Source organism: Colwellia sp. PAMC 20917, from assembly GCF_001767295.1.
Lineage (GTDB): Bacteria > Pseudomonadota > Gammaproteobacteria > Enterobacterales > Alteromonadaceae > Colwellia_A.
Genome location: NZ_CP014944.1, coordinates 1,796,254 through 1,821,424, shown reverse-complemented (window position 1 = coordinate 1,821,424; position 25,171 = coordinate 1,796,254). Strand labels below are relative to the sequence as shown.

The window sequence follows — 25,171 nt, the reverse complement described above, 5'->3', positions numbered from 1 at the left end:
TATTTTTAATAAAGTGATTAAGCGGGCAATCTCTCAGCACCCGTTAAGTGAACCTGACAGACATGAACAAAACCTGAGTCTGTTTGTAAATAATTTTTTTGTAACCAAAGCGCGCTATCTTGGGCTTTTTCAAGCGAATCACAGACACAAAACAACGTAGGCCCTGATCCTGAAATGCCTACAGCTAAATGACCTTGAGCGCTTAAATAGTCTTTAGCTTCGATAAATTTTGGTAACAAGTGCTGACGATAAGGCTCTGCAAGTACATCTTTGAGTACTGAAAATGCTTGTTGTTTATCATTACGGTGGCAAGCATCAACAAAAGTTGCTAAATTTTGTCCGAAAGTAATGGCGTCAGCACGACTGTATTGCTTGGGTAAAACATCGCGCGCAGCTTTCGTTGAGACATTAATACCTGGGTAAGCCATTACGTAGTAGCAATGATCAAATAGGGGCAAACTCTGGCTAATAAGCTGTTTGTCCGGCACCATTAATTGCAAACCACCTAAATAACATGGCGCGACATTGTCGTAATGCAAACTGCCACTTATTTTTGCCTCCATTTGACCCATCATAAATAACAGTGTTTTTTCATCAAAATATTGCTGATAAAATTCATTGAGTGCGACCAGAGCTGCGACTACAGAGCAAGCACTTGAGCCCAAACCACTGCCAACCGGCATCTTTTTATCTAGTGTTAGTTGTACTTTTTTAACCGCTTGTTGCGCTTTTTCAAGTGCTAGGTTGTATAGCTCTAGACAATGCCAAACAATATTGTCTGTGGCCTTACCGGGTAGCTTATTGGCAAATTCACCAATCACAATCAGCTTATTCTCTGTGGCTGACTCTATAGTAACTACATCACCTAATAAAGTACCATCAATGGGCTTAACCGCTAAACCTAAAACATCAAAGCCAACGTTTAAGTTGCCTATTGATGCAGGAGCAAAAACAGATATAGTCATTAGTGCTGCTGCTCCCATGCTAATGTTCTTAATAGATCGCCAAACACACCTGCGGCGGTAACCGCAGCACCTGCGCCATAACCGCGTAATACAAACGGTAAGGGTTGGTAATAACGGCTATGTATTGCCAACGCATTTTCACCATCTTTAACACTATAAAGTGGATGATCATTGGCAACAGCTTCAATGGCAACTTTACATTTTCCATCAACTATATTGCCGATATAACGTAAAACTTTACCTTCAGCTTTTGCGACTTTTACTCGTTGAGAAAATTCATCATCTATTTTCGCTAAGTTCTTCATAAATTCACTGACATCACCACTCGCATCAAAGTTTGCAGGTAACACAGATTCTATAGAGATATCTGATAACTCAAGCGGTATTCCTGCTTCACGCGCCATGATTAACAATTTACGCGCTACGTCCATACCGCTTAAATCGTCACGAGGGTCAGGCTCGGTAAAGCCATTTTCTTTGGCGATAGCGGTGGCTTGAGAAACGGTCATACCTTCTTCTAGTTTTCCAAACATATAGGAAAGTGAACCAGACAATATCCCTTCAAAACGTACTAATTCATCACCCGCTTTTAGCAAGCTTTGTAAGGTATCAATTACGGGTAAGCCAGCACCAACTGTTGTTTCATATAAGAAGCGACGGTTAGACTTCTGTGCTGCACTGCGCAACGCTTGATAGTATTGCCAAGAGTCAGTATTGGCTTTTTTATTTGGCGTTACAATATTAAAACCCTCTTCAAGGTACTCTACATAGCTCATCGCTAAAGACTCACTAGAGGTTGAGTCGACTAACACCGGGTTAATCAGGTGATTCTCGCGGACAAAAGCCTTGATGTTTTCAACATTTACTGGAACTGCGTCACTTTTCATTTCTGCTTGCCAGTTATCTAAATCAATACCTTCAGTATTAAAAACCATACCTTTACTGTTAGCAATGCCGTAAACCTTTAAGGAAATATTTTGCTTTTTAAGCTTAGGTTGTTGACGAGCAATTTGCGCAAGAAGTTCACTACCAACAACACCGCAACCAACAAGGAATACATCAATAGTGGGTTTGTGGGTGAAGAAATTTTGATGACTGACTTTCATTGCATCAGTACATTTACGTTTTTCTACCACAACAGAAATACTTCGCTCTGACGAATCTTGGGCAATAGCGATGACATTGACACGTGCTTGGGCTAATGAACTGAAAAACTTAGCAGCAACCCCTTGTTGGTGATGCATACCGTCACCAACCAGAGAAATAATCGATAATTCATGTTGTAACTTCAACGGTTCAAGTAAACCATTGAGTAATTCCAGCTCGAACTCTTGTTGTAAGCTTAGTTCGGCTAATTCAGCATCACTGGTGTGAATACAAAAACTGATACAGTATTCGCTGGAAGACTGGCTAATTAAGACTAAAGAAATTTTTTCTTGACTCATAGTGGCAAATACACGACTTGCCATGCCAACCATACCTTTCATACCCGGTCCTGAGACATTGACCATAGTTAAATCATCAAGATTAGATATCGCTTTAACTTTTTTAGTTTGATCATCCTCGTTAGATATTAAGGTTCCTGGCGCATCAGGATTACCGGTATTTTTAATCAAACAAGGAATATGAAATTGAGCTATGGGGCCAATCGTTTTTGGGTGTAGCACGCTAGCACCAAAATATGAAAGTTCCATCGCTTCTTGATATGACAAGTAATCAAGTAATTTTGCTTCCTTTATTAGACGAGGATCTGCGTTAAAAACACCATCAACATCCGTCCATATTTCACAACATTCAGCTTGAGCACAAACCGCGAGAACGGCAGCAGAGTAATCAGAACCATTGCGGCCAAGTGTCGTTACTTGCCCTTGTTTGTTAACACCGATGAAACCCGGCATTAAGGCAACTTTATTGAGATTGTTGTAATGGTTTTCGAAGTTTTCTTTTGATAAGACTAAATCAGCGACTGCATTAAGAGACGCTTCGTTGGTGATTAAAAATTTTTCTGGTTCAATAACAGACGTTTTAATATTTTGTGCGTTCAACACTGATTCGAGCAAGGCAACACTTAAACGCTCACCTATGCTGATAATTATAGCGCGGATATGATCCGGGCAATAAGACAACATAGTTGCGCCTTGTAGATAACGTGAAAGCTTATGCTCCCAGTTTATAAGGACTTGCTCTGCATGTAATGGGCTGAATTTTGGTAAGCTGGCACCAAGATCATCGATAATGGTTATAATGGCTTTTCTGAAGTGTTCTAAATCATTTTGTAATTTTATTTCATCACTAATATTCTCTGCCATAGCCACTAAATGGTTGGTTACGCCTTGTGGGGCGGAAACAACAACGGCAACAGCAGAATCGTTACTTTTGTCAGCTATAATTTTGGCAACTTGCACAAAACGTTCTGCTGACCCTAGAGATGAACCTCCAAACTTTAATACACGCATTTTACTTCCTTTTTATTGTAAATTCTTTGCGAGCCAAAGAACTTGCAATGATTAAAACCTTAAAACAAAAAAAAGCCCGGAACCTAAGGGGTCACGGGCTTTTATTTATGTGTTTTTGACACGTCAGCCGATGACAACCATCCCATTGAGGGTGGTAGTGATAATAATAATGGTAATACGACGGACAAATGTTTTCATGGTTATAAAATGCCTGAGCGGTGTTTTACTGTCAATAGTTATTTATGAATAAAAAGTTATACTTTATTCATAAATAAGCAGTAAGAGGGTTTATTTGGATAATAAAGCGAATATATTCAGTTTTTTAGGCTGAAATAATCTTTTTTGCAGCACAAACTATGTTTCTTCCAGAAGCCTTAGCGTCATATAAAGCAAGGTCTGTGTGGGATATTAAGTCTTCATAACGGGTGTCTGCTTCGGTGATGACTGCAACACCAACACTGGCGGTAACATTTATTTCGATTTCTTGAAACTTAATGACATTTTTGCTGATCGCAACGCGGATCCGCTCAGCAACATCTAAAGCGCCAATAATATCGGTATTAGGCAGAATAATCGCAAATTCTTCACCGCCATAGCGACCGAATAAGTCACCTAAGCGCAGTAGTTCACTGATCACTTTAGCGGTTTCTATTAATACTATATCGCCACCTAAATGTCCGTAAGTATCATTAAGTAATTTGAAATGATCTAAATCGAACATAATAAGCGCTAAACCATGCTGATAACGACGTGCGCGCGAAAATTCTTTTTCGAGACACTCTTCCCAATGCTTGCGGTTAAAGACTTGTGTTAAGCCATCGATACGATTGGCCTGTGCAAGCTCTTCAAGTGTTTTGTTCAGCTTACTTTGGTAATGGCATACATCGGTAACATCTTCGATAAGAATACAAACGTGCTCGTTAGCTTCCTTATTTTCAAGCGGCAAAAAGGTACAGTTTTGTGCCATAAAGTGACTGTCTGTCGTCATAGGACGGGTATGAGGCAATTCAAAAAGGTGATGTCTTTGTTCCCATGAGCAAAAAGACTGGGTTTTTAGTTGAAAGACACTTTCAATTTTTCTTTTGAACCACTTTTCTGGCAGCTCGGGGAAGACAATAAAAATATCTTGTCCAATAACATTTTCAGGCTTTTTGTTCGCATGAATTTGTAAATATCGATTCCAAAATACGATATTGTATTGACTATCTATGATGAGAATACCGGTATTTAATTTGTTGGCAATATCAGGACAAATATCATCAGCAAGCATTTAGAACTCTTCCAAAATTCTGTCAATAACTGTTTTTATATTGATAATTGCTGACTCAGGAATAAACAAAACCATATCGCAATTAAATGAATAATCAGTAACTTGATAAGTTATTTTAACTTTTAAAGCTAAGTCCCAGTTAAATGATTGTTGGGCAAGATGATCGGATATTGCACTTTGTGAACCCGCTAATAAACGCGGCGCACTGTAAGACATTTGATTATCTATTTGTTTAGCAAAAACATTTAAGAAGGTGGTGGTTAAAATAGAACTTAAGTCGATAATTTGTTCTTCAACAGATAATTCATCAGGCTCATAGCCCAGTAAATCTGCAAGTCGATCAGAATCTTTCGGCTTGTACATAAGCAGTGCTTCACCGCGAATGCCTTCGTAACCAAAGAAGCCTTGACTTACTACCGCAGCAGAATTTTCATCACTGTTTAACGAATTAAGCAGGCTAAGCGTACTGACTTGTTCAATACTAGGTACTTTTAAATAAACAAAGGTATTTAAGTATCGGGCAAGTTGGTCACTTGCTTGACCCATAGCAACATTAATTATTTCTTGTAAACAATCTTGCTGATCTTCATTTAAGTTGAGATCGCTCATAAAAAACCATGATTTCTTAGGTTAGTGTTAAGGACTTCTAATTCAACTGGTTTACGTAAAAAAGCTTTGGCACCGAGTTCAAGTACTTTACTTTGCATTTCTGGTTGTATATCGGCTGATATAACAAAAATTGCCGGTGTAATGTTTTCATCTTTTAGGGTTTGAAGTACACCTAAGCCATCTAGAACAGGCATAGTAAGGTCAAGAAATAGAATGTCAAATACTTGACTGCGTAAAAGTTCAACAGCTTCTTGACCATTTTTTGCTAATTGCGCATTAGCTGATAGTTGCTCTGGTAAGCTACGTAAAACTTGTTTACGGGCCATATTAGAGTCATCACAAACAAGAACTGAAAAGCTCATGTAATCGGTAATCCTTTATTTTTTTTATTTTATAACGCTAATCTACCTTAAATAAGCGGTACTGTTAATTAATAAAGTACAAAAATGCTGATTTTTTATGCTTTTAATGAAGATCTCTCTAATCATTGCACAATATAACAACAAACTAAAAATAATACGGTCAAAAATTAGTGATAATCTTTCCATGATACTTTTATTTTTTACCTGTTTAGAAGGTGATTATTAGGTTAATTAACACGATAGACATTATTGTCGAAAGGGTATAAATCGCAATAGCTTTCCAGCTGTATGTTTTGAATTTCATCGTTTATCTCTTCATCTATTGATTATAACAATGGTTAATAAATTGTCATATCTTGTGAATTTAAATTAGTACTCAAATACTAAGCGATATTCGTGCCACAATATAATGTAAGCTGAGGAAATTGTTGTGAATTTTATTAGGCTAATACAGAATTGATTTTATTTTCTTTATAAAAATATTTATTTGTTCGCTCATTTATCCCCTACGAGGATATTATGACCATTAAATAGTCGGCCATTGTAATTGGTTTTGGTGGGATTTTAACCATGCTTTAGCTGAATCGTAGTTAGGGTAGTTAAGCGCCACTAATTGCCAAAACTTAGTTGAGTGATTCATGTGCCTAAGATGACAAAGCTCGTGAACTATTACATAATCGATAATCCATTTAGGCGTCATGGCTAATAAAGAACTGAAACTAAGTTCACTTCGACTATTACAGCTGCCCCATCTAGACTTGTACAATCTGACTTTAAACGATTTGGGTAAAACACCAATTTTTTCCGCGTAAAGAGATAAGTTTTCATCAATATAAGCATAAGTTTGCTGCTTTAACCAAGCTTCAAGTTGTTGCTTTACATATTTATCTCGGGTTTTTATATCATCAGCTATTTTGATTTTTAATTTACTAGCGAGAGTCGCTATGATGGTATCTTGATGAAGCGTTATTTCTGGAAATAGACCATAATGAATATCCAGTGTTTTAAGTTCGCCATTAATAAGCAATTGGCTATCTTTTTGATAATGATTATTTTGACTGGCAGGTTGTGCGTTTTGCTCGGCAATTTTTCTGTGTAGCCAAAGACTTTTTGATTTAACAATGTTCGCTATATCATCTTCAGAAACATATTTTGGCGCACGGATTATAATTTTTCCGTGCTTAACTTGTAAGCCAACCGTTTTTCTTTTAACGCTACGAATGAGCTGATATGACAACATAATTCAATATTATCTAGTGTTAAGTAAAGATAAATTCAAACCAGTACAGCGCACTTTATTTACTTGTGCTCGCTTTAGCCTTACGTGGCGCTTTTACTTTTGCTGTTGCTTCAATTTCTGGCGACGAGTCAGTGCTATTTACTGTTTCAACTGGTGCTGTAACGTTCTTTTTAGCAGCAGTCTCTGGCTTAGCTTTCTTAGCTTGCAAAGCAACAAGCACATCTTCACGATTCTTAGCTAGATAAATACAGAGTTCTTCACGCACTTTTTCATCAATATTAAAGCTGCTGGCTTCAAACATCTCGGCTAAGCTGTCAGCCATATCAAGCATTTTGTCATACTCGTCTGCTGCTTTTTTATCCATGAATGTTTCTACCTCCACACCTTGTCTAATGACGACAAATCGACTTTCAACTGCCATTTTTTTTCCCTTATAGGATCAATATTACGCTTGATGGTTTTATCATATACGATTTAAAACCGCTTATACAATCAAAATTAACTGTACAAAACAACAGTATCATACGAGGTTTTCATTAAAATACAATCATTTTATAAAACCTCGTTATTGATAAATACTGTTTTAACCGATAGTTACTATAGTAATCTCACTCTAAATTTACGACCTTTTAACTTGCCGTCACTGAGTTTTTTGAAGGCTTGTTTGGCAAACTTTCGACTTACAGCTACATAAGCCCAGTTATCTGATAATTGAATTTTTCCCACTTCGCTAGCTGAAATAGTTTTATCGCCAGTTAGAGCGCCAAGGATATCGCCCGCACGTACTTTTTGTTTTTTACCGCCATCTATTTGTATCGTTGCCATTTTCGGAGAATACACCGAGGCGTTTAATACACTAGCGTCTGGCAGTAATTCGCCTTCGATAGTTCGGTCAAGGTAATCTTCTAATAAACCTATTTTGTAGCTTTCTTTTTCACTGAAAAAAGAACAAGCAATACCTGTGCTACCCGCTCGGCCTGTACGGCCAATACGGTGTACATGAATTTCGCTATCACGAGCGATATGATAATTAAATACGGCATCTAGCGCATCAATGTCTAAACCACGCGCGGCAACATCGGTGGCGACTAAAATTGAAATACTCTTATTGGCAAAGCGAACTAATACTTCGGTACGATCTCTTTGCTCTAAATCGCCATGTAAATCTTGAACATTAAAACCGTAATTACGTAGTTCATTGACAACAATTTGTACGTCTTTTTTGGTGTTACAAAAAACGATACTTGATTCGGGTTGATGCTTTAATAACAATAAACGGATACCGTCGATACGCTCGCTGTCATTCTCCACCTTATAAAAATGCTGTGATATGGTGCTTTCTTCGTGATTTCCCTCAACGGTTACCTTGGTTGGTGATTGCATTATTTTTTTAGCAATATCGGCAATTTCTGCAGGGTAAGTTGCACTAAATAATAAGGTTTGTCGTTGTTGAGGAATTTGGCTAATAATAAAGTCAACGGAGGCTTGGAAGCCCATTTCTAGCATACGGTCGGCTTCATCGAGCACTAGCATATTCACATCGTCTAATTTTAATGTGCCTTTACCTAAATGATCTTCAATTCTTCCTGGCGTGCCAACAATGATATGAGCACCATGCTCTAAAGAACCAACTTGCGGGCCAAAAGGCATACCGCCACAAAGGGTCAATATTTTTATGTTATGGATGGCACGGGCTAATTTACGAATTTCTTTCGCTACTTGGTCAGCTAATTCACGTGTTGGACAAAGGATCAGTGTTTGAATACGAAAACGTTTTACGTCTAGTTTTTCTAAAACACCTAGGCCAAAGGCAGCGGTTTTACCAGAGCCTGTTTTACCTTGGGCAATAACGTCACCACCGGCAATAATAGTTGGCAAGCTTTGGGCTTGAATGTCGGTCATCTGTTGATAACCCATAGACTCTAAATTTTGAATTAACTCAGGTTTGAGTTGTAAGGTGGAAAAACTAAGCTGGCTCAACGGGAATTCCTTGGCATAAAAATAATACGCCATTTTACCTTGTTTAAATGCTTATTACTCGATAAAAAAACGAATCATATTGCCAGCACACTTTTCTGGTTGTTCAAGCGGTAACATATGGCCGGTGTCGGCAAGTGTTATTAAAGAAATCAGCGGTGATTGCGTTAAAATAGTGGTAATGCGCGTTAACGTAACCAGCGAGTCATTATCACCAATTAAGAACTGAATGGGGATGGCAAGCGTAGGAAGTTTTACTAATAAATTCTCGCGTTGGGTGGTCACTGTTAATTGATGGATAAGTGTATCCTTACCCAACTCAATATCCATTGCTCGAATACAGTTAATGATGTCTTGATTGTTGTGTTTGCTTGGATGCAGCAGGGCAGTTATACGTTTGCTGGTGATGCCTGAGTAACCATGCAACTTTACATAAGCAATCGTGCGGATGCGCTCTTTTAATTGAGCGGGTGGCAACAAATAAGACATATTAGAAATAAGCAGTAGTTTGTTAATTTTATTAGGATATTTCAGCGCAAAAGCCGACGCGATATATCCCCCTAAAGAAAAACCCGCTAAATTTATTTTTCCTACTGGGAGTTTTTGTTCAAGCGCAGTGACTATTTTATCAATACTATTTTCCACGGGGATGGCAATGTGGATAAGCTCCACATTTTCAGGTAAGTAAGTGATGCAAGCCTGCCACAGACGTTGATCGCACATGGTACCCGGCAGGCAATATATTTTAATCGTCATATTGTGTGTTCATAACAAGCTAAAAATAGATAATGCTACTGAATAACATCATCAAATAGTTGCACGTTAACCATTTCATTAGCGGGAACGTTGCCTTGGTTTGCCGGTAAAACAATATAACAGTTGGCCGTCGACATGCTGGTTAAAATTCCTGAGCCTTGACTACCTGTACTGGTAACTATCATCTCGCCTTGGTGATTGGTTGACAATATCGCCCGTTGAAAGTCCATGCGTCCGGCGCGCTTATTTAATTGGGTGGCTGTTTTTACTTTTAATAGCGGTAACTTTTTAGCTTGAGCATGCTGTAATTTTAATAATGCGGGTACGGCCAATTGATGTGCGGTGACCAAGGCTGAAACAGGGTTGCCGGGTAAGCCAAAAAAGTAACTATTAGGTAATTTTCCAAAAGCAAAAGGCTTACCGGGTTTCATGGCTATTTTCCAAAAACCAATTTCGCCTAATTGTTCAAGTATCAACTTAGTATAATCGGCGTCACCTACAGAAACACCTCCTGAGGAAATTACAACATCGGCTTGCTGATCGGCTTGTTCAAATGCAGTGCGTATTGCTTGTTCATCGTCAGCGATAATACCAAAATTTATAACCGTAACATTCAGTTTAGTCAACATCGCAATTAATGCATGGCTATTACTTTCATAAATATCACCGTCATTAAGGACTTCGCCCGGAGATTTTAATTCATCGCCGGTTGCTAATACAGCAACAGTAATTTTACGATAGACTTCTACTGTTGGTACACCTAAAGATGCCAGTACACCAATATCTATCGCCGAAAGTTTTTTACCTCGGCTAAAAACGGCTTGGTCTATTGCGATATCTTCACCGGTAAAGCGAATGTTATCGTTAAACTCTCGGTTTTCTAGAAATGTAATGCCGGTATCTTTTGCTTGGCAGTTCTCTTGCATTTCAACGGTATCACAACAACTTGGTAATTTTGCACCTGTCATTATACGAATACATTCACCGATTTTACATTCACCTTGAAAAGGCGCGCCAGCCATTGACCGGCCAATCATAGTTAATGTATCGGTCGTTTGTAAACTTGCCAATTTTAAGGCATAACCGTCCATGGCTGAATTATGATGAGGAGGAACATTTAATGGGCTCGAAATGTTGCGAGCTAGCACACGATTTAAACCTAATGCCAAAGAAACCGACTCAGTTTTTTCGATCGGCGTAATCGCCGACAACATTTTTTCCATCGCTTGTTCGAAAGGTAATAATCCAGGAGCAGAACAACAATCAACCATAAGTAACTCTTTTATTATATTTAATTTTACACGGCAAATTAGCACCGCCTGCTTGTTATTCCCATTCGCGCCTATTGCAATTTACTTAACAGCATAGGAATACGTTATTATGACGTAAATTTACCTATCAATAATACGTGTAAAGTGATGACTTTTTGATGCATATCAAAATTACTTATCGTCTAGCCGTATTTTAATAGTGAAATAGTTTACTATACTTGTATTCATTAAATGAATTATTCGCCGAGCTTTTCTAGCTAAATCTTTTTTTAGAATGCTATTTAAGCCGTGGTTAATAGTAATTTTGCTATAACCACCAGGGTTAACAAGGAAACTTGTTAGCCTCCCTACATTTGGAAAGGTGAGATGTTAACAGACAACTTCGGTCGCAAGTTTTATTACTTGCGCCTCTCTATTACTGACGTTTGCAACTTCCGTTGCACCTATTGCTTACCTGATGGTTATTCGTGTGACCATGACCGTGATTTTCTATCCTTTGACGAAATTAAGCGTGTTGCCAACGCTTTTGCTCAAATGGGTACAGAGAAAATCCGTATAACCGGTGGCGAACCTTCACTGCGAAAAGACTTACCTGAAATTATTGCTGCTTGTAAGCAAACGCCTGGTATTAAAAAAGTCGCGATAACCACTAATGGTTATAAATTACCTGAACATCTGCAAGGCTGGTTAGATGCAGGAATTGACGCGATTAATATCAGTATTGATAGTCTTGACCCGCGCATGTTCCATTCAATCACCGGCCATAATAAGTTACCCCATATTTTAAAAGGCATAGATATGGCGTTGGCAGACGGTCGTGCAACAATTAAAATTAATACTGTATTAATGCGCGAATACAACGGTCACGACATTAAAACTTTTCTCGATTGGCTGAAAGTGACTCCGGTGACATTACGCTTTATTGAATTAATGCAAACCGGTGATAACCAAGAATTTTTTGATGCACAACATGTACAGGGTGCACGTATTAAGCAAAATCTAATATTAGATGGTTGGTTACCTGTAGTTAACGATAAAGCAGCAGGCCCAGCACAAGAGTTTTATCATCCTGATTATCAAGGTAAAATTGGTTTAATTATGCCGTACAGTAAAGACTTTTGTAGTACTTGTAATCGTTTGCGGATAAGTTCATTAGGTAAATTACATTTATGCTTATTTACCGAAGAAGGTTTACCGTTAAAAGAGTATTTACAGCAAGATGATATTGAGCCATTGAAAGCACAGATTCGCGCGATGATGACCGATAAAAAAGCCACACATTTTCTGCAAGATAAACTCACCGGTGCCACCAAAAACCTTGCGATGTTGGGTGGCTAAGATGAATGCAGCTTTGTTTAATCAAGGATGTTTAGGCGTAGTGCTAGCGGGTGGAAAATCTTCTCGTATGGGCAGCAATAAAGCGTTGTTAATGCGTAATAAGACGGCAGTAAATGGCCAAGAAAATATGCTCAGTTTCAGTAAGAACCTACTGAAAAATATTGGTATTAATAACATTGTTGTCAGTGGAAGCACTGATGGGATTGATGTTAACAGCGAAAATTTTGTAACTGATCAATTTGCAGAACTTGGCCCTATGGGGGGTATTTACAGTGTTATTAAAAAATACCAACCTAAATCATTATTGATATTACCGGTTGATTTACCTTTAATGACCAAGGAAACACTTGCGCAGTTAAAAATAAAAGGTGAATTAGCTCAAAAAGCCTGCTTTTTTTCTGATCATTTTTTACCACTTTATTTACCTAACAATGCTTTTGTTGAGCAATTCTTTACCACGCATTTCCTCCAGTATCTGCAAGATAATAAAGGTGCGTTAAGCGAAAAAAACAACCCTAATAAAAATGGTCCGTCTATTCGTTCGATGTTTGCACAAGTGCCACATCAAGTTTTAGCTGTAAAGTCACCACAGTGTTTATTTAATACCAATACACCGCAAGAATGGCAACAAGCGCAGCAACGCTTTTCTGTGTGAATTTTTGCGTTTTTTATTTAACAATTGACAGAAAACTAATAAAATTTAGGAAAAATCATGAGCTCTTTACATAGCGGTAACGCTTTTATTCCCTTATCAATTGCGGTATTAACTGTTTCTGATACCCGTGATGAATCAAATGACACATCAGGGCAAGTACTTGTTGAACGCTTAACTAAAGCAGGTCATAAACTTGCCGATAAAGTGATTGTTAAAGATGACGTTTATCAACTACGCGCCATTGTTTCAAAATGGATTGCTGATGATAATGTCCAAGCGATAATTTCGACCGGCGGCACCGGATTTACTGCTCGTGATAATACTCCTGAAGCCTTAATGCCTTTATTTGATAAAAATGTCGAAGGTTTTGGTGAAGTTTTCCGGGCTATTTCGCTTGATGAAATTGGCACGTCGACAATTCAGTCGCGAGCGTTTGGTGGCATTGCTAACAGTACTGTTATTTTATGTGTACCGGGCTCAACTAATGCTTGTCGTACTGCTTGGGATAAACTCATTAAAGAGCAACTTGATGCGAGCCATCGCCCTTGTAATTTTGTACCTCATTTAAAAATGGCAGAAGTTTGTGAGACGCGTGACTAATGACTACTTTAGCAAATAATAACCATGTTAGCGCCTTAAGCCATGTCAATAAACGTGGTGAAGCAAATATGGTTGATGTCACCGATAAAGCGCTGACGTCACGCTCTGCGACTGCCGAAGGTTATATTCAAATGTCGGCACATACCTTGTCGTTAATTACCCAAGGTGATAATAAAAAGGGTGATGTATTTTCTGTTGCTCGCATTGCCGGTATTCAAGCGGCAAAAAAGTGCAGTGATTTAATTCCTCTTTGCCATCCGTTGATGTTAACTAAAGTGAATGTTGATTTCACCATCGATGAAGAACGTAGCCAAGTGCATGTGACAAGTTTATGTAAACTAACCGGACAAACGGGTGTCGAAATGGAAGCCCTAACAGCGGTTGCTGTTGCGTGTTTAACATTATTTGATATGTGTAAAGCGGCTGACCCTTTAATGGAAATTCACGGTATTCGTGTGATGACTAAGGAAGGGGGTAAATCAGGCTCTTGGCAAGCAAAAGCAGAGCAAGCTTTAGAAGATTCAAAGAATAAAGGATAAGCTATGATCAAAGTAATATTTTTTGCTGCGTTGAGAGAACAGCTCGGCTCTGCGGGTACTGAAATAAGTGCCGACCTTGCCACTACCGTCGCTGAAGTTAAAGTGGCGTTAGGTGAAAAAAATAATGATTGGCAAGATTACCTCACCAATAATTCATTACTTTGTGCGGTTAATCATCAAATGGTTAATAATGATTTTTTGGTGAAAGCAGGAGACGAAGTGGCTTTCTTTCCACCCGTCACCGGAGGATAAAATAGTTAATATGGCAAGTCTCAATAATAAGTACCCAGAGATCAGTATTCAAACCGAAGACTTTGATCACGGTGTTGAAGTTAATCTGTTAGAGAATGATAATGTTGAAGATGGTGCTGTTGTTACCTTCAGTGGTCGAGTGCGCAATAATAACTTGGGTTTGAAAGTTAAAGGATTATTCCTTGAGCATTACCCTGATATGACTGAAAAGCTATTAGCTGAAATCATTGATACGGCAAAAAAACGCTGGGATATTGGCCGCGTAAAAGTCATTCACCGAATCGGACAGCTAGCCATAGGTGAACAAATTGTTTTTGTTGGTGTGACTAGTAAACATCGTCAAGATGCCTTTGCTGCTAATGAATTTATTATGGATTTTTTAAAAGTAGCCGCGCCATTTTGGAAAAAAGAACTCACTGAACTTGGTGAAACCTGGCTAGCAGCGAAAGCCAGTGATAAAGAAAAAGCACAGGCGTGGAGTAAATAGCTTTGGCATTAATGCTGGCGAGTATATCTACTCGTTTTTTATTGATAGCGCTACTTATGTTACCGATAACTTTAGTGGCGGCTAAAGACACGGCAAGTGAGAATGAAGCACCCTTGCGCATTGCGGTTGCTTCAAATTTTGCACCAACATTAAAACAGTTACTGGCTCGCTATAACCCAAATCAAAAACACTTCTTATCACCAATTCTTATCGCGGCATCCAGCGGCACTTTATTTCTACAAATTGAACATGGCGCTACTTTTGATGTGTTTTTATCTGCCGACAGTGAACGGCCACAATTATTATCAACAAGCGGCTTAGCGATGAGTGGGAGTCTGCAAACCTATGCTTTTGGACAGCTAGCTCTCTGGTCTGCAAAGGGTAATATTGATAGCGATCTCTTGGTAGCCCTTAGTAATAATAAACAACGTCTTGCTATTGCTAACCCCAGGATTGCACCCTACGGTAAAGCTGCTAAGCAAGTATTAGAAAGTTTACAGCGTTGGGATGATTATAAAGGCCGATTAATTCAAGGGATTAATATTGGCCAAACGTTTCAGCAAACACGTTCGCAAGCGGTAAACTTAGGCATTGTCAGTAATAGTCAATTAGTGCTCAATAATTTTAAGGGAGTATTGATCCCCTCATATTTACATCAACCAATAAAACAGCAATTAGTCATTTTAAAGCACAGTAAACAAATAGCCCAAGCCGAACGTTTTGTTACCTTGTTGATGAGTAAGCAAGCTCAGCAGTTTATTACTGAATCAGGTTATGCATCGTCGAATGAGATCAATACCAATGAGTAATACCCACCCAGATATGCTGGCGCTGATCACCACATTAAAAATGGCGGGCTTAACCACGGTTATTTTAATGTTAATTGGCACACCGCTCGCTTGGTATCTCGCTAAAATGCAAAGCCGATCGAAAGTTTTTATTGAAGCATTAGTGGCTTTGCCTTTAGTGCTACCACCGACAGTACTGGGATTTTATTTATTATTGTTGTTTTCTCCACAATACCTTCCAGGACAAATTTGGCAACAGGCAACCGGTCAACAACTAGCGTTTAGCTTCTCTGCTATTGTTATTGGCTCGGTTTTATACTCTTTACCCTTTGTTGTGCAACCATTACAAAAGGCCTTTGAGCAATTGGGCGATGACTTATTAGAAGCAGCCGCTATGCTTGGTGCTAGCGCTTTCGATCGATTTTTTACGGTTGTTATGCCAATGACTAAAGCCAGTTTTATTACCGCAGCCAGTTTAGGCTTTGCTCATACGGTTGGTGAATTTGGTGTGGTCTTAATGATTGGTGGTAATATTCCAGGTGAAACCCGTGTGCTGTCAATTGCCTTATTCGATCATGTCGAAGCGTTCGATTATGCACAAGCTCACCTTATTTCAATAAGTTTAGTTATCTCATCGCTTGTTCTATTATCTTTAATTTATTTACTGAATCGGCCCGCTAAAAATAAACGAGTTAAATCAAAGAGGTTTAATTAATGGCTGAGCTAGCACTAAACTTCACCGTTGAGCACGATGATTTTTCATTAACAATTGATGAAAAAATATCTTTAACGGGTATCACAGGGATTTTTGGTCATTCTGGCTCTGGAAAATCAACCTTATTGAAAGTGATTGCCGGATTAGAGCAACAAGCACATGGCAAGGTATTACTTGATGATGAATACTTATTTTATAGCGAGGAAAAAACGTTTGTTGCACCACATCAACGTAGCATAGGTTTAGTCTTTCAAAATAGTCGCTTGTTTCCTCATTTAAATGTCGAAGAAAATCTACGTTTTGGGCTAAAGCGACATAAAAATTGTCGGTTAAGTTTTTCAGAAATAGTTGAACTCACCCAGCTTGAAAGCTTGCTCGATAAAGCGGTTACTCAACTCTCTGGGGGCGAGCAACAGCGTGTTGCATTAGCGCGTGCGATATTAGCTGAGCCAAGATTATTATTACTTGATGAGCCCTTAAGTGCACTTGACGATAAAAATAAAATTATCTTGTTAGCTTTACTCGAGAGGGTCAAGAGACAGCTTGATTTACCAATGTTATATGTCAGCCATTCTTTAGATGAGCTTCAACAACTGGCCGATAAGCTATTAGTTATTTCTTCAGGAAAAGTGAGTCATCATGGTGATATTCACCAAGTTATTCATCAACTAACCACCAATAACAAAATATTGCATCAAACCAGCTTATCATTGATGGTGAAAGAGCATTTACCCGAATACGGCTTAACAAGTTTACGTTTAGGCGAGCAACAAATATTTATTGCTTGTGACCGTCCATCAGACAAAAATAAAAAAGTGCGCTGTATTATTGCTGCTAGTGATATTAGCATTACTTTACATGAACCTATCGAAAGCTCTATTGTTAATCATTTACATGGCGAAATAACAGCAATTAGTAACATCATCTCATCTGATGGCGCTAATGCTCAAATGCTAATAACGGTTAATTGCTCAGCACAACCCTTTTTTGTCACTATTACGACTTGGTCGGCTAAGCGTTTATCGTTAATGCTGGGTCAACGTATATTCATTCAATTTAAAGCGAATGCAGTACGTTCACTGCGTTAACTTTTTTTAGGAACTATTTAGCTGATGTTATCTCAACACGAACAACTACGTTACAGCCGTCAAATTATGCTCGATAAAATAGGAGAGCAAGGGCAGTTAGCCCTGCGTGAAGCCAAAGTACTAATCGTTGGTGTCGGCGGGCTAGGTAATCCGGCGAGTTTATATTTAGCGGCCGCCGGAGTAGGAACTTTATTTATCGCCGACGGTGATAAGGTTGAGATGACCAATTTACAGCGACAGATATTATTCACTGAAAATGATATCGGTAATAATAAAGCTGATGTTGGTGCTGAGAAATTGCAACAACATAACAGTGACATTACTATCGAAGTCGTTGATGAGATGCTTGATGAAGAATTAGCAAACTATTACATTGAACAGGTCGACGTGGTCCTTGATTGCACCGACAATATCACCACGCGTTATTTATTAAATAAAATCTGTGTTGAGCAAAAAACACCATTAATTGTTGGGGCGGCTACGGGGTTTGACGGTCAGCAATTAGTCATTGATCCTCGAAATCCAGCAAGTGCTTGCTATCAGTGCTTATTTCCTGAAAGTGAAAAAGCGCCGACCCAAAATTGTCAAACCCTTGGTATTGTCGGTCCGGTATTAGCGATTATAGCCGGTATGCAATCGTTACAGGCCATTAAATTATTAACAGGCAACACCATACATATTAATCAGTTAAATCTCTTTGATGGTTTATCAAATCAATGGCAACAATTTACCCTAAATAAACAGGACGATTGCCCTGTTTGTCGAACGAGCTAGATAATTCATGCTTATTAACGACACTGAGTTAAATGAAATAACTCAGTGTCGCTTCATATGGCTATGAGTGCCTACTCACTTTTGATGCTTTTTTTCTTATCTTCTGCTGCGATTGTTAATAACGTTGTGGCAATATAGGCGTTAATTTGGTCTTCAAGTACGTTTAGAGGAACGGAACCATTTTTCAAAATTTGATGATGAAATTCGCGAACATCAAAATTTTGTCCCAATTCAGCTGCTGTTTTTTTACGTAGATTTCTGATGGTTATCTCACCAATTTTGTAAGATAACGCTTGTCCTGGCCATGATATATAACGATCAATTTCTGTTTTCACATTGTGTGATGAAAGTGCGGTGTTATCGGTCATAAAGTTTATGGCACGCGCTCTTGACCAGTCCATAACATGCATACCTGTATCAACAACAAGACGGGCTGCCCGCCACATTTCATAGGTCAGGCGACCAAAATTACTGTAGTGGTCTTGGTATATGCCGGCTTCAATACCTAACCATTCAGCATACAAGCCCCAACCTTCACCAAAGGCAGAAATATAGGCATTTCTTCGGTATGAAGGTAAGTTATCTAATTCGCCATTCAGTGATATTTGCAGATGATGCCCAGGGACACCCTCATGTAAGGTTAAAGCGGGTAATACATAAAGGGGACGTTTGTCTAACGCGTAGGTATTAACCCAATAATAACCGGGTTGAGTATCATTTTGCGCACGAATATAGCGCCCAGTAGTATACTTAGGTGCGATGCTGTCTGGTACGGGTGCAACGCCATAAGGTGTGCGAGGTAAATGCTTAAAGAGTGCGGGTAATTTAGCATCCATTTGTTTGGCAATATACGCAGCTTCTTTAAGTAACGCTAACGGCGTTTTTGCATAAAACTGTTCATCAGTTCGTAAGAAATTGGTGAACTCAGAAAAAGTCCCTTTAAAACCAGTTTTGACAATGATCTCAGCCATTTCTTGACGAATACGTTTTACTTCACTCAAACCTAAGGTATGAATTTGCTCAGGTGTCATATCTGTTGTGGTGTAGTGCTTAACTCTATTGCGATAAAATTCATTACCGTTAGCTGTCGCTGAAACGCCAATAGTTTTACGGGCATTTGGAAAATACTCTTTGGTAAAAAATTGATAGTAGTGCTGATAAGCAGGAATAACTTTAGTTTTTAATAGCGCAATAAGCTGGCTTTTTTTATCAGAAAGCACGTCAGGTGCAATTAAATTTGACGCTGTGTTAAAAGGTTTAAGAAATTCAGAATTTTCAGCATGCTCAGGAATAAAGGCGAGTATTGACTGTTCATAGCCGATTAATACCGCTTGAGGTTGAGTGATCCCTGTCGATAATCCCTGTTGCATCCAATAAATGTTTTGATCAAAATATAGCGGAAGCGCTGATAATTTATTTAAATAGAAGTCGATATCTTTTTCTTTATTAAATGCGGTATTGTTGATGAAAAAACTTAAATTAGAGTGAAAACCTGATTCAGCATTGAATGGCATGTAATGAGCTTTAAAATAATACTCAGCAATACTATTATCAAGTTGGGCTTTAATAATTGCATAATTAATTTGATTATCGTCTGACAGTGACGTTTGATTTATCTTTTCAAATGCTGCCGCGATAGTGAGACGTTGTTGGTATTTTTTTTCCAACATTTCTGTTGATAAATCAGGCCAATAGCTTTCTTCGTTTAGCGCGGCACTTTTTTGATAAATACCTTTACTGGCACGATGATCTAACAGTGCTTTAACCGTACTATCAAATTTTTCGTTAGCGGTGGTCTGTGGCGAGTTTTTGCTATTCATGGTGAGTTGACAAGCGCTAAGTGAAACAAGAATAGCGGGCACGACCAAAAACTTACACAAAGAAAAATTCATATTTTATTAAATTCCTACGGTTATAAACAGCTAATAAAGTAACGTAATTTTATCCAAGTAAATAGTATTGTACGACGAATTGTTCTTCTTATCCGATCAAGCACCTGACAAGTACAACATTTGCGCGAAACTGAGTTTCCGTTATCTCAACGAAAAGCAGTTGAGTTTAGAGTTTTTTTCTATAAATTGCTTTTATATGAATTTTTTTTGCGTATTGATTGTTTTAATTGGTTTTTGATTGCTCATTATTGCGGTTTTGCTAGAATTATTTATCGAAATAACGTACGAGCCGTCAATTATGTCACTTGAAAATCACTTTCTTCCTTTTAGGAATAATATCATTGGTCAATCATTAAGCCATGAAATCAATGGTAAGCAATTAGATATTGTTTACGCTGATTGGACTGCAAGTGGTCGACTTTATGCGCCAATTGAACATTATATCAGCCATACCTTAGGGCCTTTTGTCGCTAATACCCATACCGAAACTAATTTAACCGGGTGTGCGATGACGAATGCATATCATGATGCGCAAAAAATAATAAAACGCCATGTAAATGCCTGCGATAATGACGTATTAATCACGGCAGAAGCAGGAATGACCGGTGTTATTAATAAGTTTCAACGTATTCTAGGTCTACGTATTCCTGAGCGTATGCAAGAGCAAGTGAAGTTTGATGACTGTGATAAACCTGTTGTTTTCATTACCCATATGGAACACCATTCAAACCAAACTACTTGGTATGAGTGTGATATCACGTTAGAGATTATTGACCCTGACAGCCATGGTTTACCGTCGCTTGAACATCTACAATTATTGTTAGAAAAGTACCAAGCTAGAAAAGTAAAAATAGGATCGTTTTCTGCTTGCTCCAATGTCACTGGCATTAAAACCCCTTATCACTTGTTAGCAGAAAAAATGCACGAACACGGCGGCTTATGTTTTGTTGATTTTGCTTGTTCAGCACCTTATGTTGATATTGATATGCATCCAACAAATTCCAAGCAAAGTTTAGACGCCATTTATTTCTCTCCTCATAAATTTCTTGGTGGGCCTGGCAGTTCAGGAGTGCTTATCTTCAATAAAGCGCTCTATAAAAACAGAGTACCCGATCACCCCGGAGGTGGAACAGTCACCTGGACCAACCCATGGGGAGAGCACAGCTTTTTCAATAATATTGAAATGCGTGAAGATGGCGGAACTCCTGGATTTTTACAGTGTATTCGTACTGCCTTAGCGATAAAAGTAAAGAACGCTATGGGCGTTAACAACATTACCGCCCGTGAAAAAGAAATTACTGATTATGTAATGACTGAATTAGCCAAAAATGACAACGTAGTGATGCTAGAAAAGAATGTTAAAGACCGTTTAGCTATTGTTTCTTTTTACATTCCTAATGTTCATTATAATTTAGTGGTACGATTGCTCAACGATAAGTTTGGTGTTCAAACGCGTGGTGGTTGTTCATGTGCGGGCACTTATGGTCATATATTATTGAATGTTGATCATGATACGTCTAACAAAATCACCGAAAAAATTAATAGGGGTGATTATGCTGAAAAACCTGGTTGGATACGTGCGTCATTTCATCCTACGACCTCTGATAAGGAAGTCAGGTATATTGTTGAAGCGATTAATCAAGTCACTGAAAATATTGTTGAATGGGCGAAAGAATACCGCTTTAACCCTGCTACAGGAGACTTTGAACATAAAAATTCTGCGGTTGAATATCCAAGCCTCACTGATTTTAATGCCTTAGTGTTACCCGATGTTGCAATGATAGACACTCAATGTCAGGGGGAGCTAGTACAAAATAACGGGGCTGAAATTAAAACACCAGCTTCATTATTTAAGAAAATATTTGGCTAGTGACTGAATGTCATCTGAATTAACGGTGTAATGATTATTTTTCAAAATGAATGATCATTTCCGCAGCCACACAATGACATTCGTCTGGGCATTCTGGGCATTCATAGCCTTGCTTACTGAGTTCATTCCAGCGCTCTGGATGTTCTTTAATTAACACGCCACCACATTTAGTGAAATATTTTACTGCGCTATTACCGGGGCTTTGTTTCCATAAATGACTAACACCCGCATTTGCACCTTGTTTAATTGCTGCTTGTGTTGATAATTTCAGTAGCTGACTGCCAACACCATAACCACGATAATTCTCATCAACGGTATTACATTTGAAATAACAAACTTTTTCGCTGGGTTGTTGCCATAATTCAGGGCTGCACCAAGCGTCAATTTCCCATTGATTAATCGCGTAAGTTAAGCGAAAACCTATTAGTACGTTATCTAGATAAGCGACAAAGTTTGCATTGATTTCGCTACTATCAGCTATTTTTAATATACCTTTTCTATACCAGACGCCCATGTTTGAATCGTCAATATAACCAGCACCATGAACAGCTGTGCCTAAGGCAATTATTGCTGAAAAATCGCTAGGTAACATTTCACGATATAAGACTTGAGACTTTACTGAATTAAACTGTTTTTTCATTTTTTATATTTGTTTAAATAAAGTGATTTTTAGAAAATTGATCTTAGCAAATTTCCTATAAATACGGTAAAGTTTCTGTGGTTTTCTTTCTTAAAGTAGTTTTGAAAAATGTACGATCCTTTACACGATAAATCTCCCGGTTGTGGTGCCCCATACCCTAAAAGTTACTGGGCTGAAAATGCAGATGTTGAAACAAATGCCCCAGCAAGTGACGGACAAATCAATCAAGACGTAGATGTTGATGTTGCTATTATAGGCGCTGGTTATACCGGGCTTTCTTGTGCGCTACATTTAGCGCGTGAACATGGTATTAAGGCGCATGTATTAGAGGCAAATCAAACGGCTTGGGGTTGTAGTGGTAGAAATGCTGGCTTTATTCTCAAGTCTTCAGGGCGCAAGTCTTATAGCGATATGGCGCAAAAATGGGGTGAAGAAGTGATGCGCGGCATTTATGATGAAATGTGCGCTGGCGTTGAAACGGTAAAATCACTGATCGCTGAAGGTATTGACTGTGACGTACAAACGCGTGGTTTTTTAAAAGTAGCGCATAAGCCAAGCAAGTTAGCCGAGCTTATTAGCCAAGCAAAACTGCAACAAAAAACCTTTGCAGGTATTAAAAATAGTGATGTGGAGATTTTAACGAGAAACGAAGTTCGTCAACAATACATGGACGATAAAAATGCTTATGGCGCGATTCGCTATCAAGACGGTTTTGGTTTAAATCCGTTGAAACTGGCCTGGGGCTATCAGCGATTAGCACGTGAAGCCGGCGCTAAGGTTCATACCAGCTCTCCAGTGTTAGATATTTTAGATGAAGGGCACCAACAAAAATTGATAACACCTCAAGGTGTTGTTACGGCTAAAAAGATTGTTATTGCCACCAACGGATATACACCTAAAGGGTTTCATTCATTAACAACCGATCGAACGTTGCCAGTACTTTCACAAATTATTGTCACCGAATCTTTGTCAGAGCAGCAGTTAGCCGATTGTAACTTTTTAACGTCGAATGTGGTGATGGATACACGAGCACTAAAATACTATTACAGAAAGCTACCCGACAATCGTATTCTATTTGGTGGGCGTGGCGCTATAACGGGCAAGTCTGCCGATGATCCTTATTACGCACAGCGTTTGTTGGCTGTGTTAAAAACAAGTTTTCCACCGTTAGCTAAGCTAAACTACCAGTATGCTTGGTCAGGCTGGATCTGTATGTCGCTAGACGACTTACCTCATATTTATCAAAATCCTAAGAAAAATGTTTTTTATAGCATGGGTTACTGTGGCTCTGGCGTGTCATTTTCGGTGCAAGCAGGTAAGCGGTTGGCTGAAAAAGTCGCTGAAAAAGCTATTGACCCTAAAATAGAAAACTTGCCTCTTTATAATTGTCAGTTACCAAAATTTCCATTTGCACCATTGCGACGGGTTGGCCAATGGGGATATTTTCATTATGGAAAGATTAAAGATGAGTGGCTCTAGCCATTTTTCTTTTCAAGGTACTCAACTATAATAACGGGTAGCTAGCCAATATTTATAATCCAGTCGCTGGAACACAAAAAGAAACCGTTATACTTTTACTTATGATGATACTTAAAAAACTACTCTTTTTCTTTTACCTTTTTCCGTTCTTTATTTTAGCCGACAACCGTCTAAAGACAGACGGTAATCTTCTAGGTAAAGCTAGGGTTACGCTGAAAGTCGCTATAGAGAAAATAGGTTATTCTCCCTATAATTATAAAGAAAATGGAGAAATAAAGGGTTTTACTATTGATGTTCTCGATTATATTGAAGCAAACTCAAAATATGATTTTGAGTTTGTCACTTTACCTTGGCCAAGAGCACTTTATCTTGTTGCAGAAGGTAAAGTTGATCTGATACTTACGTTATTTAAAAATAAAAAGCGTGAAAAAATATACCACTTTATTGAACCCTCTTACGGTTATGAGATTAATAAATTATTTACGCTTGCCGATAATGATTTTCAATATAATGGGCGATTAAAGCAATTACTACCTTATTCAATTGGTACCAAAAGAGAGTTTTCCTATGGAGTAGCTTTTGATAGCGCTAACTACCTCACCAAATTACCAGCATTAACTGAAGAAGTATTATTAAAGCTGTTACTGACCAGGCGCATCGATATGGCTATATCTAATCCATATGTTTTTAATCAATTGATTAAAAAAAATAATGTTATCTCTAAAGTTCAGGAGATGGAGCCTTATGTTGCGAAAACTCCAGTCTACCTAGGATTAACCAAAGCTAGGGCGGACTCGCAAGAAATAAAAGAAACACTAGGACGACTCATCAAACAATTTAAAGCCGCACCTTATTATCAAGTCCTTTTAAATAAATACCAACTGAATTTTAAATAACATATGCTAATTTGGTGAAGTGGCTTACTGGCAAAGTAATGTCATGCAGCTAATATATTTCTAACTGATTTATAATGTTTTTTACCCAATATTGGTGTGCAAGGGCTAGTTTTTTATCGAACCTTACTAGCGCCCAACCTTATGTATGCTTTTAATTCTTCTGCGTCTGACAATACTGATCACCATAGTAATTATTTGAGTAGTTACAATTAACCACGGCTTTTTTATCTGTTGTTGTATTAAAAATTGTCT

25 protein-coding genes and 1 riboswitch are annotated in these 25,171 nt (G+C 38.4%); of the genes, 13 read left to right on the top strand and 12 right to left on the bottom strand.

Going from position 1 to position 25,171, the window contains the following annotated elements:
* Window positions 1–17: 17 nt before the first annotated feature.
* The 10 genes from thrB to moeA all read right to left on the bottom strand — a co-directional run bounded on the left by thrB (window position 18) and on the right by moeA (window position 10,906).
* On the bottom strand, window positions 18–965 hold the full coding sequence (gene thrB, locus A3Q34_RS07730; RefSeq protein ID WP_070377059.1) for a homoserine kinase: 948 nt from the start codon (window positions 963–965) through the stop codon (window positions 18–20).
* The gene (gene thrA / locus A3Q34_RS07725; RefSeq protein ID WP_070374835.1) at window positions 965–3,421 is read right to left on the bottom strand and encodes a bifunctional aspartate kinase/homoserine dehydrogenase I; all 2,457 of its coding nucleotides are present in this window, start codon (window positions 3,419–3,421) and stop codon (window positions 965–967) included. Before thrA ends, thrB begins: the two co-directional genes overlap by 1 nt.
* 322 nt (window positions 3,422–3,743) lie before the next feature.
* Complete coding sequence (locus A3Q34_RS07720) at window positions 3,744–4,691, bottom strand: sensor domain-containing diguanylate cyclase (RefSeq protein WP_070374834.1); 948 nt, start codon at window positions 4,689–4,691, stop codon at window positions 3,744–3,746.
* Window positions 4,692–5,300 (bottom strand): chemotaxis protein, encoded by a 609-nt coding sequence (locus A3Q34_RS07715; protein WP_070374833.1) that lies wholly within the window; start codon window positions 5,298–5,300, stop codon window positions 4,692–4,694. It abuts the gene before it with no gap.
* On the bottom strand, window positions 5,297–5,662 hold the full coding sequence (locus A3Q34_RS07710; RefSeq protein WP_070374832.1) for a response regulator: 366 nt from the start codon (window positions 5,660–5,662) through the stop codon (window positions 5,297–5,299). The genes A3Q34_RS07715 and A3Q34_RS07710 overlap by 4 nt, the downstream gene beginning before the upstream one ends.
* Before the next feature lie 526 nt (window positions 5,663–6,188).
* Window positions 6,189–6,902, bottom strand: a complete 714-nt coding sequence (locus A3Q34_RS07705; protein ID WP_070374831.1) for a M48 family metallopeptidase — start codon at window positions 6,900–6,902, stop codon at window positions 6,189–6,191.
* Between the two features lie 55 nt (window positions 6,903–6,957).
* Window positions 6,958–7,323 (bottom strand): YebG family protein, encoded by a 366-nt coding sequence (locus A3Q34_RS07700; protein ID WP_070374830.1) that lies wholly within the window; start codon window positions 7,321–7,323, stop codon window positions 6,958–6,960.
* Between the two features lie 176 nt (window positions 7,324–7,499).
* A complete protein-coding gene (gene dbpA, locus A3Q34_RS07695) occupies window positions 7,500–8,915 on the bottom strand; it encodes an ATP-dependent RNA helicase DbpA (RefSeq protein ID WP_182241773.1) in 1,416 nt (471 codons plus the stop codon).
* 21 nt (window positions 8,916–8,936) lie between these two features.
* Window positions 8,937–9,635 (bottom strand): alpha/beta fold hydrolase, encoded by a 699-nt coding sequence (locus tag A3Q34_RS07690; protein WP_083277936.1) that lies wholly within the window; start codon window positions 9,633–9,635, stop codon window positions 8,937–8,939.
* Window positions 9,636–9,670: 35 nt separating this feature from the next.
* Window positions 9,671–10,906 (bottom strand): molybdopterin molybdotransferase MoeA, encoded by a 1,236-nt coding sequence (moeA, locus tag A3Q34_RS07685; protein ID WP_070374827.1) that lies wholly within the window; start codon window positions 10,904–10,906, stop codon window positions 9,671–9,673.
* A 229-nt stretch (window positions 10,907–11,135) separates the two neighbouring features.
* Window positions 11,136–11,286, top strand: a riboswitch (molybdenum cofactor riboswitch).
* On the opposite strand from moeA, the gene moaA reads away from it, so the two are divergent.
* The 10 genes from moaA (at window position 11,273) to A3Q34_RS07635 (ending at window position 18,142) form a co-directional block, all read left to right on the top strand.
* Window positions 11,273–12,244: a GTP 3',8-cyclase MoaA gene (gene moaA / locus A3Q34_RS07680; protein WP_070374826.1), complete on the top strand. Its 972-nt coding sequence runs from the start codon at window positions 11,273–11,275 to the stop codon at window positions 12,242–12,244. (Overlaps the previous riboswitch by 14 nt.)
* Window position 12,245: 1 nt before the next feature.
* Window positions 12,246–12,899: a molybdenum cofactor guanylyltransferase gene (locus A3Q34_RS07675; protein WP_157470886.1), complete on the top strand. Its 654-nt coding sequence runs from the start codon at window positions 12,246–12,248 to the stop codon at window positions 12,897–12,899.
* Between the two features lie 57 nt (window positions 12,900–12,956).
* On the top strand, window positions 12,957–13,499 hold the full coding sequence (moaB, locus tag A3Q34_RS07670) for a molybdenum cofactor biosynthesis protein B (protein WP_070374825.1): 543 nt from the start codon (window positions 12,957–12,959) through the stop codon (window positions 13,497–13,499).
* Window positions 13,499–14,038 carry a cyclic pyranopterin monophosphate synthase MoaC gene (gene moaC, locus A3Q34_RS07665; RefSeq protein ID WP_070374824.1) on the top strand — a complete coding sequence of 180 codons (540 nt, stop codon included), beginning with the start codon at window positions 13,499–13,501 and terminating at the stop codon, window positions 14,036–14,038. The genes moaB and moaC overlap by 1 nt, the downstream gene beginning before the upstream one ends.
* 3 nt (window positions 14,039–14,041) lie before the next feature.
* Complete coding sequence (moaD, locus tag A3Q34_RS07660) at window positions 14,042–14,290, top strand: molybdopterin converting factor subunit 1 (protein ID WP_070374823.1); 249 nt, start codon at window positions 14,042–14,044, stop codon at window positions 14,288–14,290.
* A gap of 10 nt (window positions 14,291–14,300) precedes the next feature.
* The gene (gene moaE, locus A3Q34_RS07655) at window positions 14,301–14,777 is read left to right on the top strand and encodes a molybdopterin synthase catalytic subunit MoaE (protein ID WP_070374822.1); all 477 of its coding nucleotides are present in this window, start codon (window positions 14,301–14,303) and stop codon (window positions 14,775–14,777) included.
* Window positions 14,778–14,788: 11 nt separating this feature from the next.
* On the top strand, window positions 14,789–15,586 hold the full coding sequence (gene modA, locus A3Q34_RS07650) for a molybdate ABC transporter substrate-binding protein (RefSeq protein ID WP_070377057.1): 798 nt from the start codon (window positions 14,789–14,791) through the stop codon (window positions 15,584–15,586).
* Entirely contained in the window at window positions 15,579–16,280 is a 702-nt protein-coding gene (gene modB / locus A3Q34_RS07645; RefSeq protein WP_070374821.1) for a molybdate ABC transporter permease subunit, read from the top strand. The genes modA and modB overlap by 8 nt, the downstream gene beginning before the upstream one ends.
* Window positions 16,280–17,368 (top strand): molybdenum ABC transporter ATP-binding protein, encoded by a 1,089-nt coding sequence (gene modC / locus A3Q34_RS07640; protein ID WP_070374820.1) that lies wholly within the window; start codon window positions 16,280–16,282, stop codon window positions 17,366–17,368. The genes modB and modC overlap by 1 nt, the downstream gene beginning before the upstream one ends.
* 24 nt (window positions 17,369–17,392) lie before the next feature.
* The gene (locus A3Q34_RS07635) at window positions 17,393–18,142 is read left to right on the top strand and encodes a HesA/MoeB/ThiF family protein (protein ID WP_070374819.1); all 750 of its coding nucleotides are present in this window, start codon (window positions 17,393–17,395) and stop codon (window positions 18,140–18,142) included.
* A gap of 71 nt (window positions 18,143–18,213) precedes the next feature.
* Here the strand turns inward: A3Q34_RS07635 and A3Q34_RS07630 are convergent, their stop codons facing one another.
* Window positions 18,214–20,034, bottom strand: a complete 1,821-nt coding sequence (locus tag A3Q34_RS07630) for a DUF885 domain-containing protein (protein WP_070374818.1) — start codon at window positions 20,032–20,034, stop codon at window positions 18,214–18,216.
* A 298-nt stretch (window positions 20,035–20,332) separates the two neighbouring features.
* On the opposite strand from A3Q34_RS07630, the gene A3Q34_RS07625 reads away from it, so the two are divergent.
* Window positions 20,333–21,904, top strand: a complete 1,572-nt coding sequence (locus A3Q34_RS07625; RefSeq protein ID WP_083278147.1) for an aminotransferase class V-fold PLP-dependent enzyme — start codon at window positions 20,333–20,335, stop codon at window positions 21,902–21,904.
* A gap of 34 nt (window positions 21,905–21,938) precedes the next feature.
* Here the strand turns inward: A3Q34_RS07625 and A3Q34_RS07620 are convergent, their stop codons facing one another.
* The gene (locus tag A3Q34_RS07620) at window positions 21,939–22,544 is read right to left on the bottom strand and encodes a GNAT family N-acetyltransferase (RefSeq protein ID WP_083277934.1); all 606 of its coding nucleotides are present in this window, start codon (window positions 22,542–22,544) and stop codon (window positions 21,939–21,941) included.
* Window positions 22,545–22,652: 108 nt separating this feature from the next.
* Here A3Q34_RS07620 and A3Q34_RS07615 point away from each other — a divergent pair, with 108 nt between their 5' ends.
* Window positions 22,653–24,023, top strand: coding sequence for an NAD(P)/FAD-dependent oxidoreductase (locus A3Q34_RS07615; protein ID WP_070374816.1), 1,371 nt, complete (start codon window positions 22,653–22,655; stop codon window positions 24,021–24,023).
* A 101-nt stretch (window positions 24,024–24,124) separates the two neighbouring features.
* The gene (locus tag A3Q34_RS07610; protein ID WP_070374815.1) at window positions 24,125–24,919 is read left to right on the top strand and encodes a substrate-binding periplasmic protein; all 795 of its coding nucleotides are present in this window, start codon (window positions 24,125–24,127) and stop codon (window positions 24,917–24,919) included.
* The last annotated feature ends 252 nt before the right edge of the window (window positions 24,920–25,171 follow it).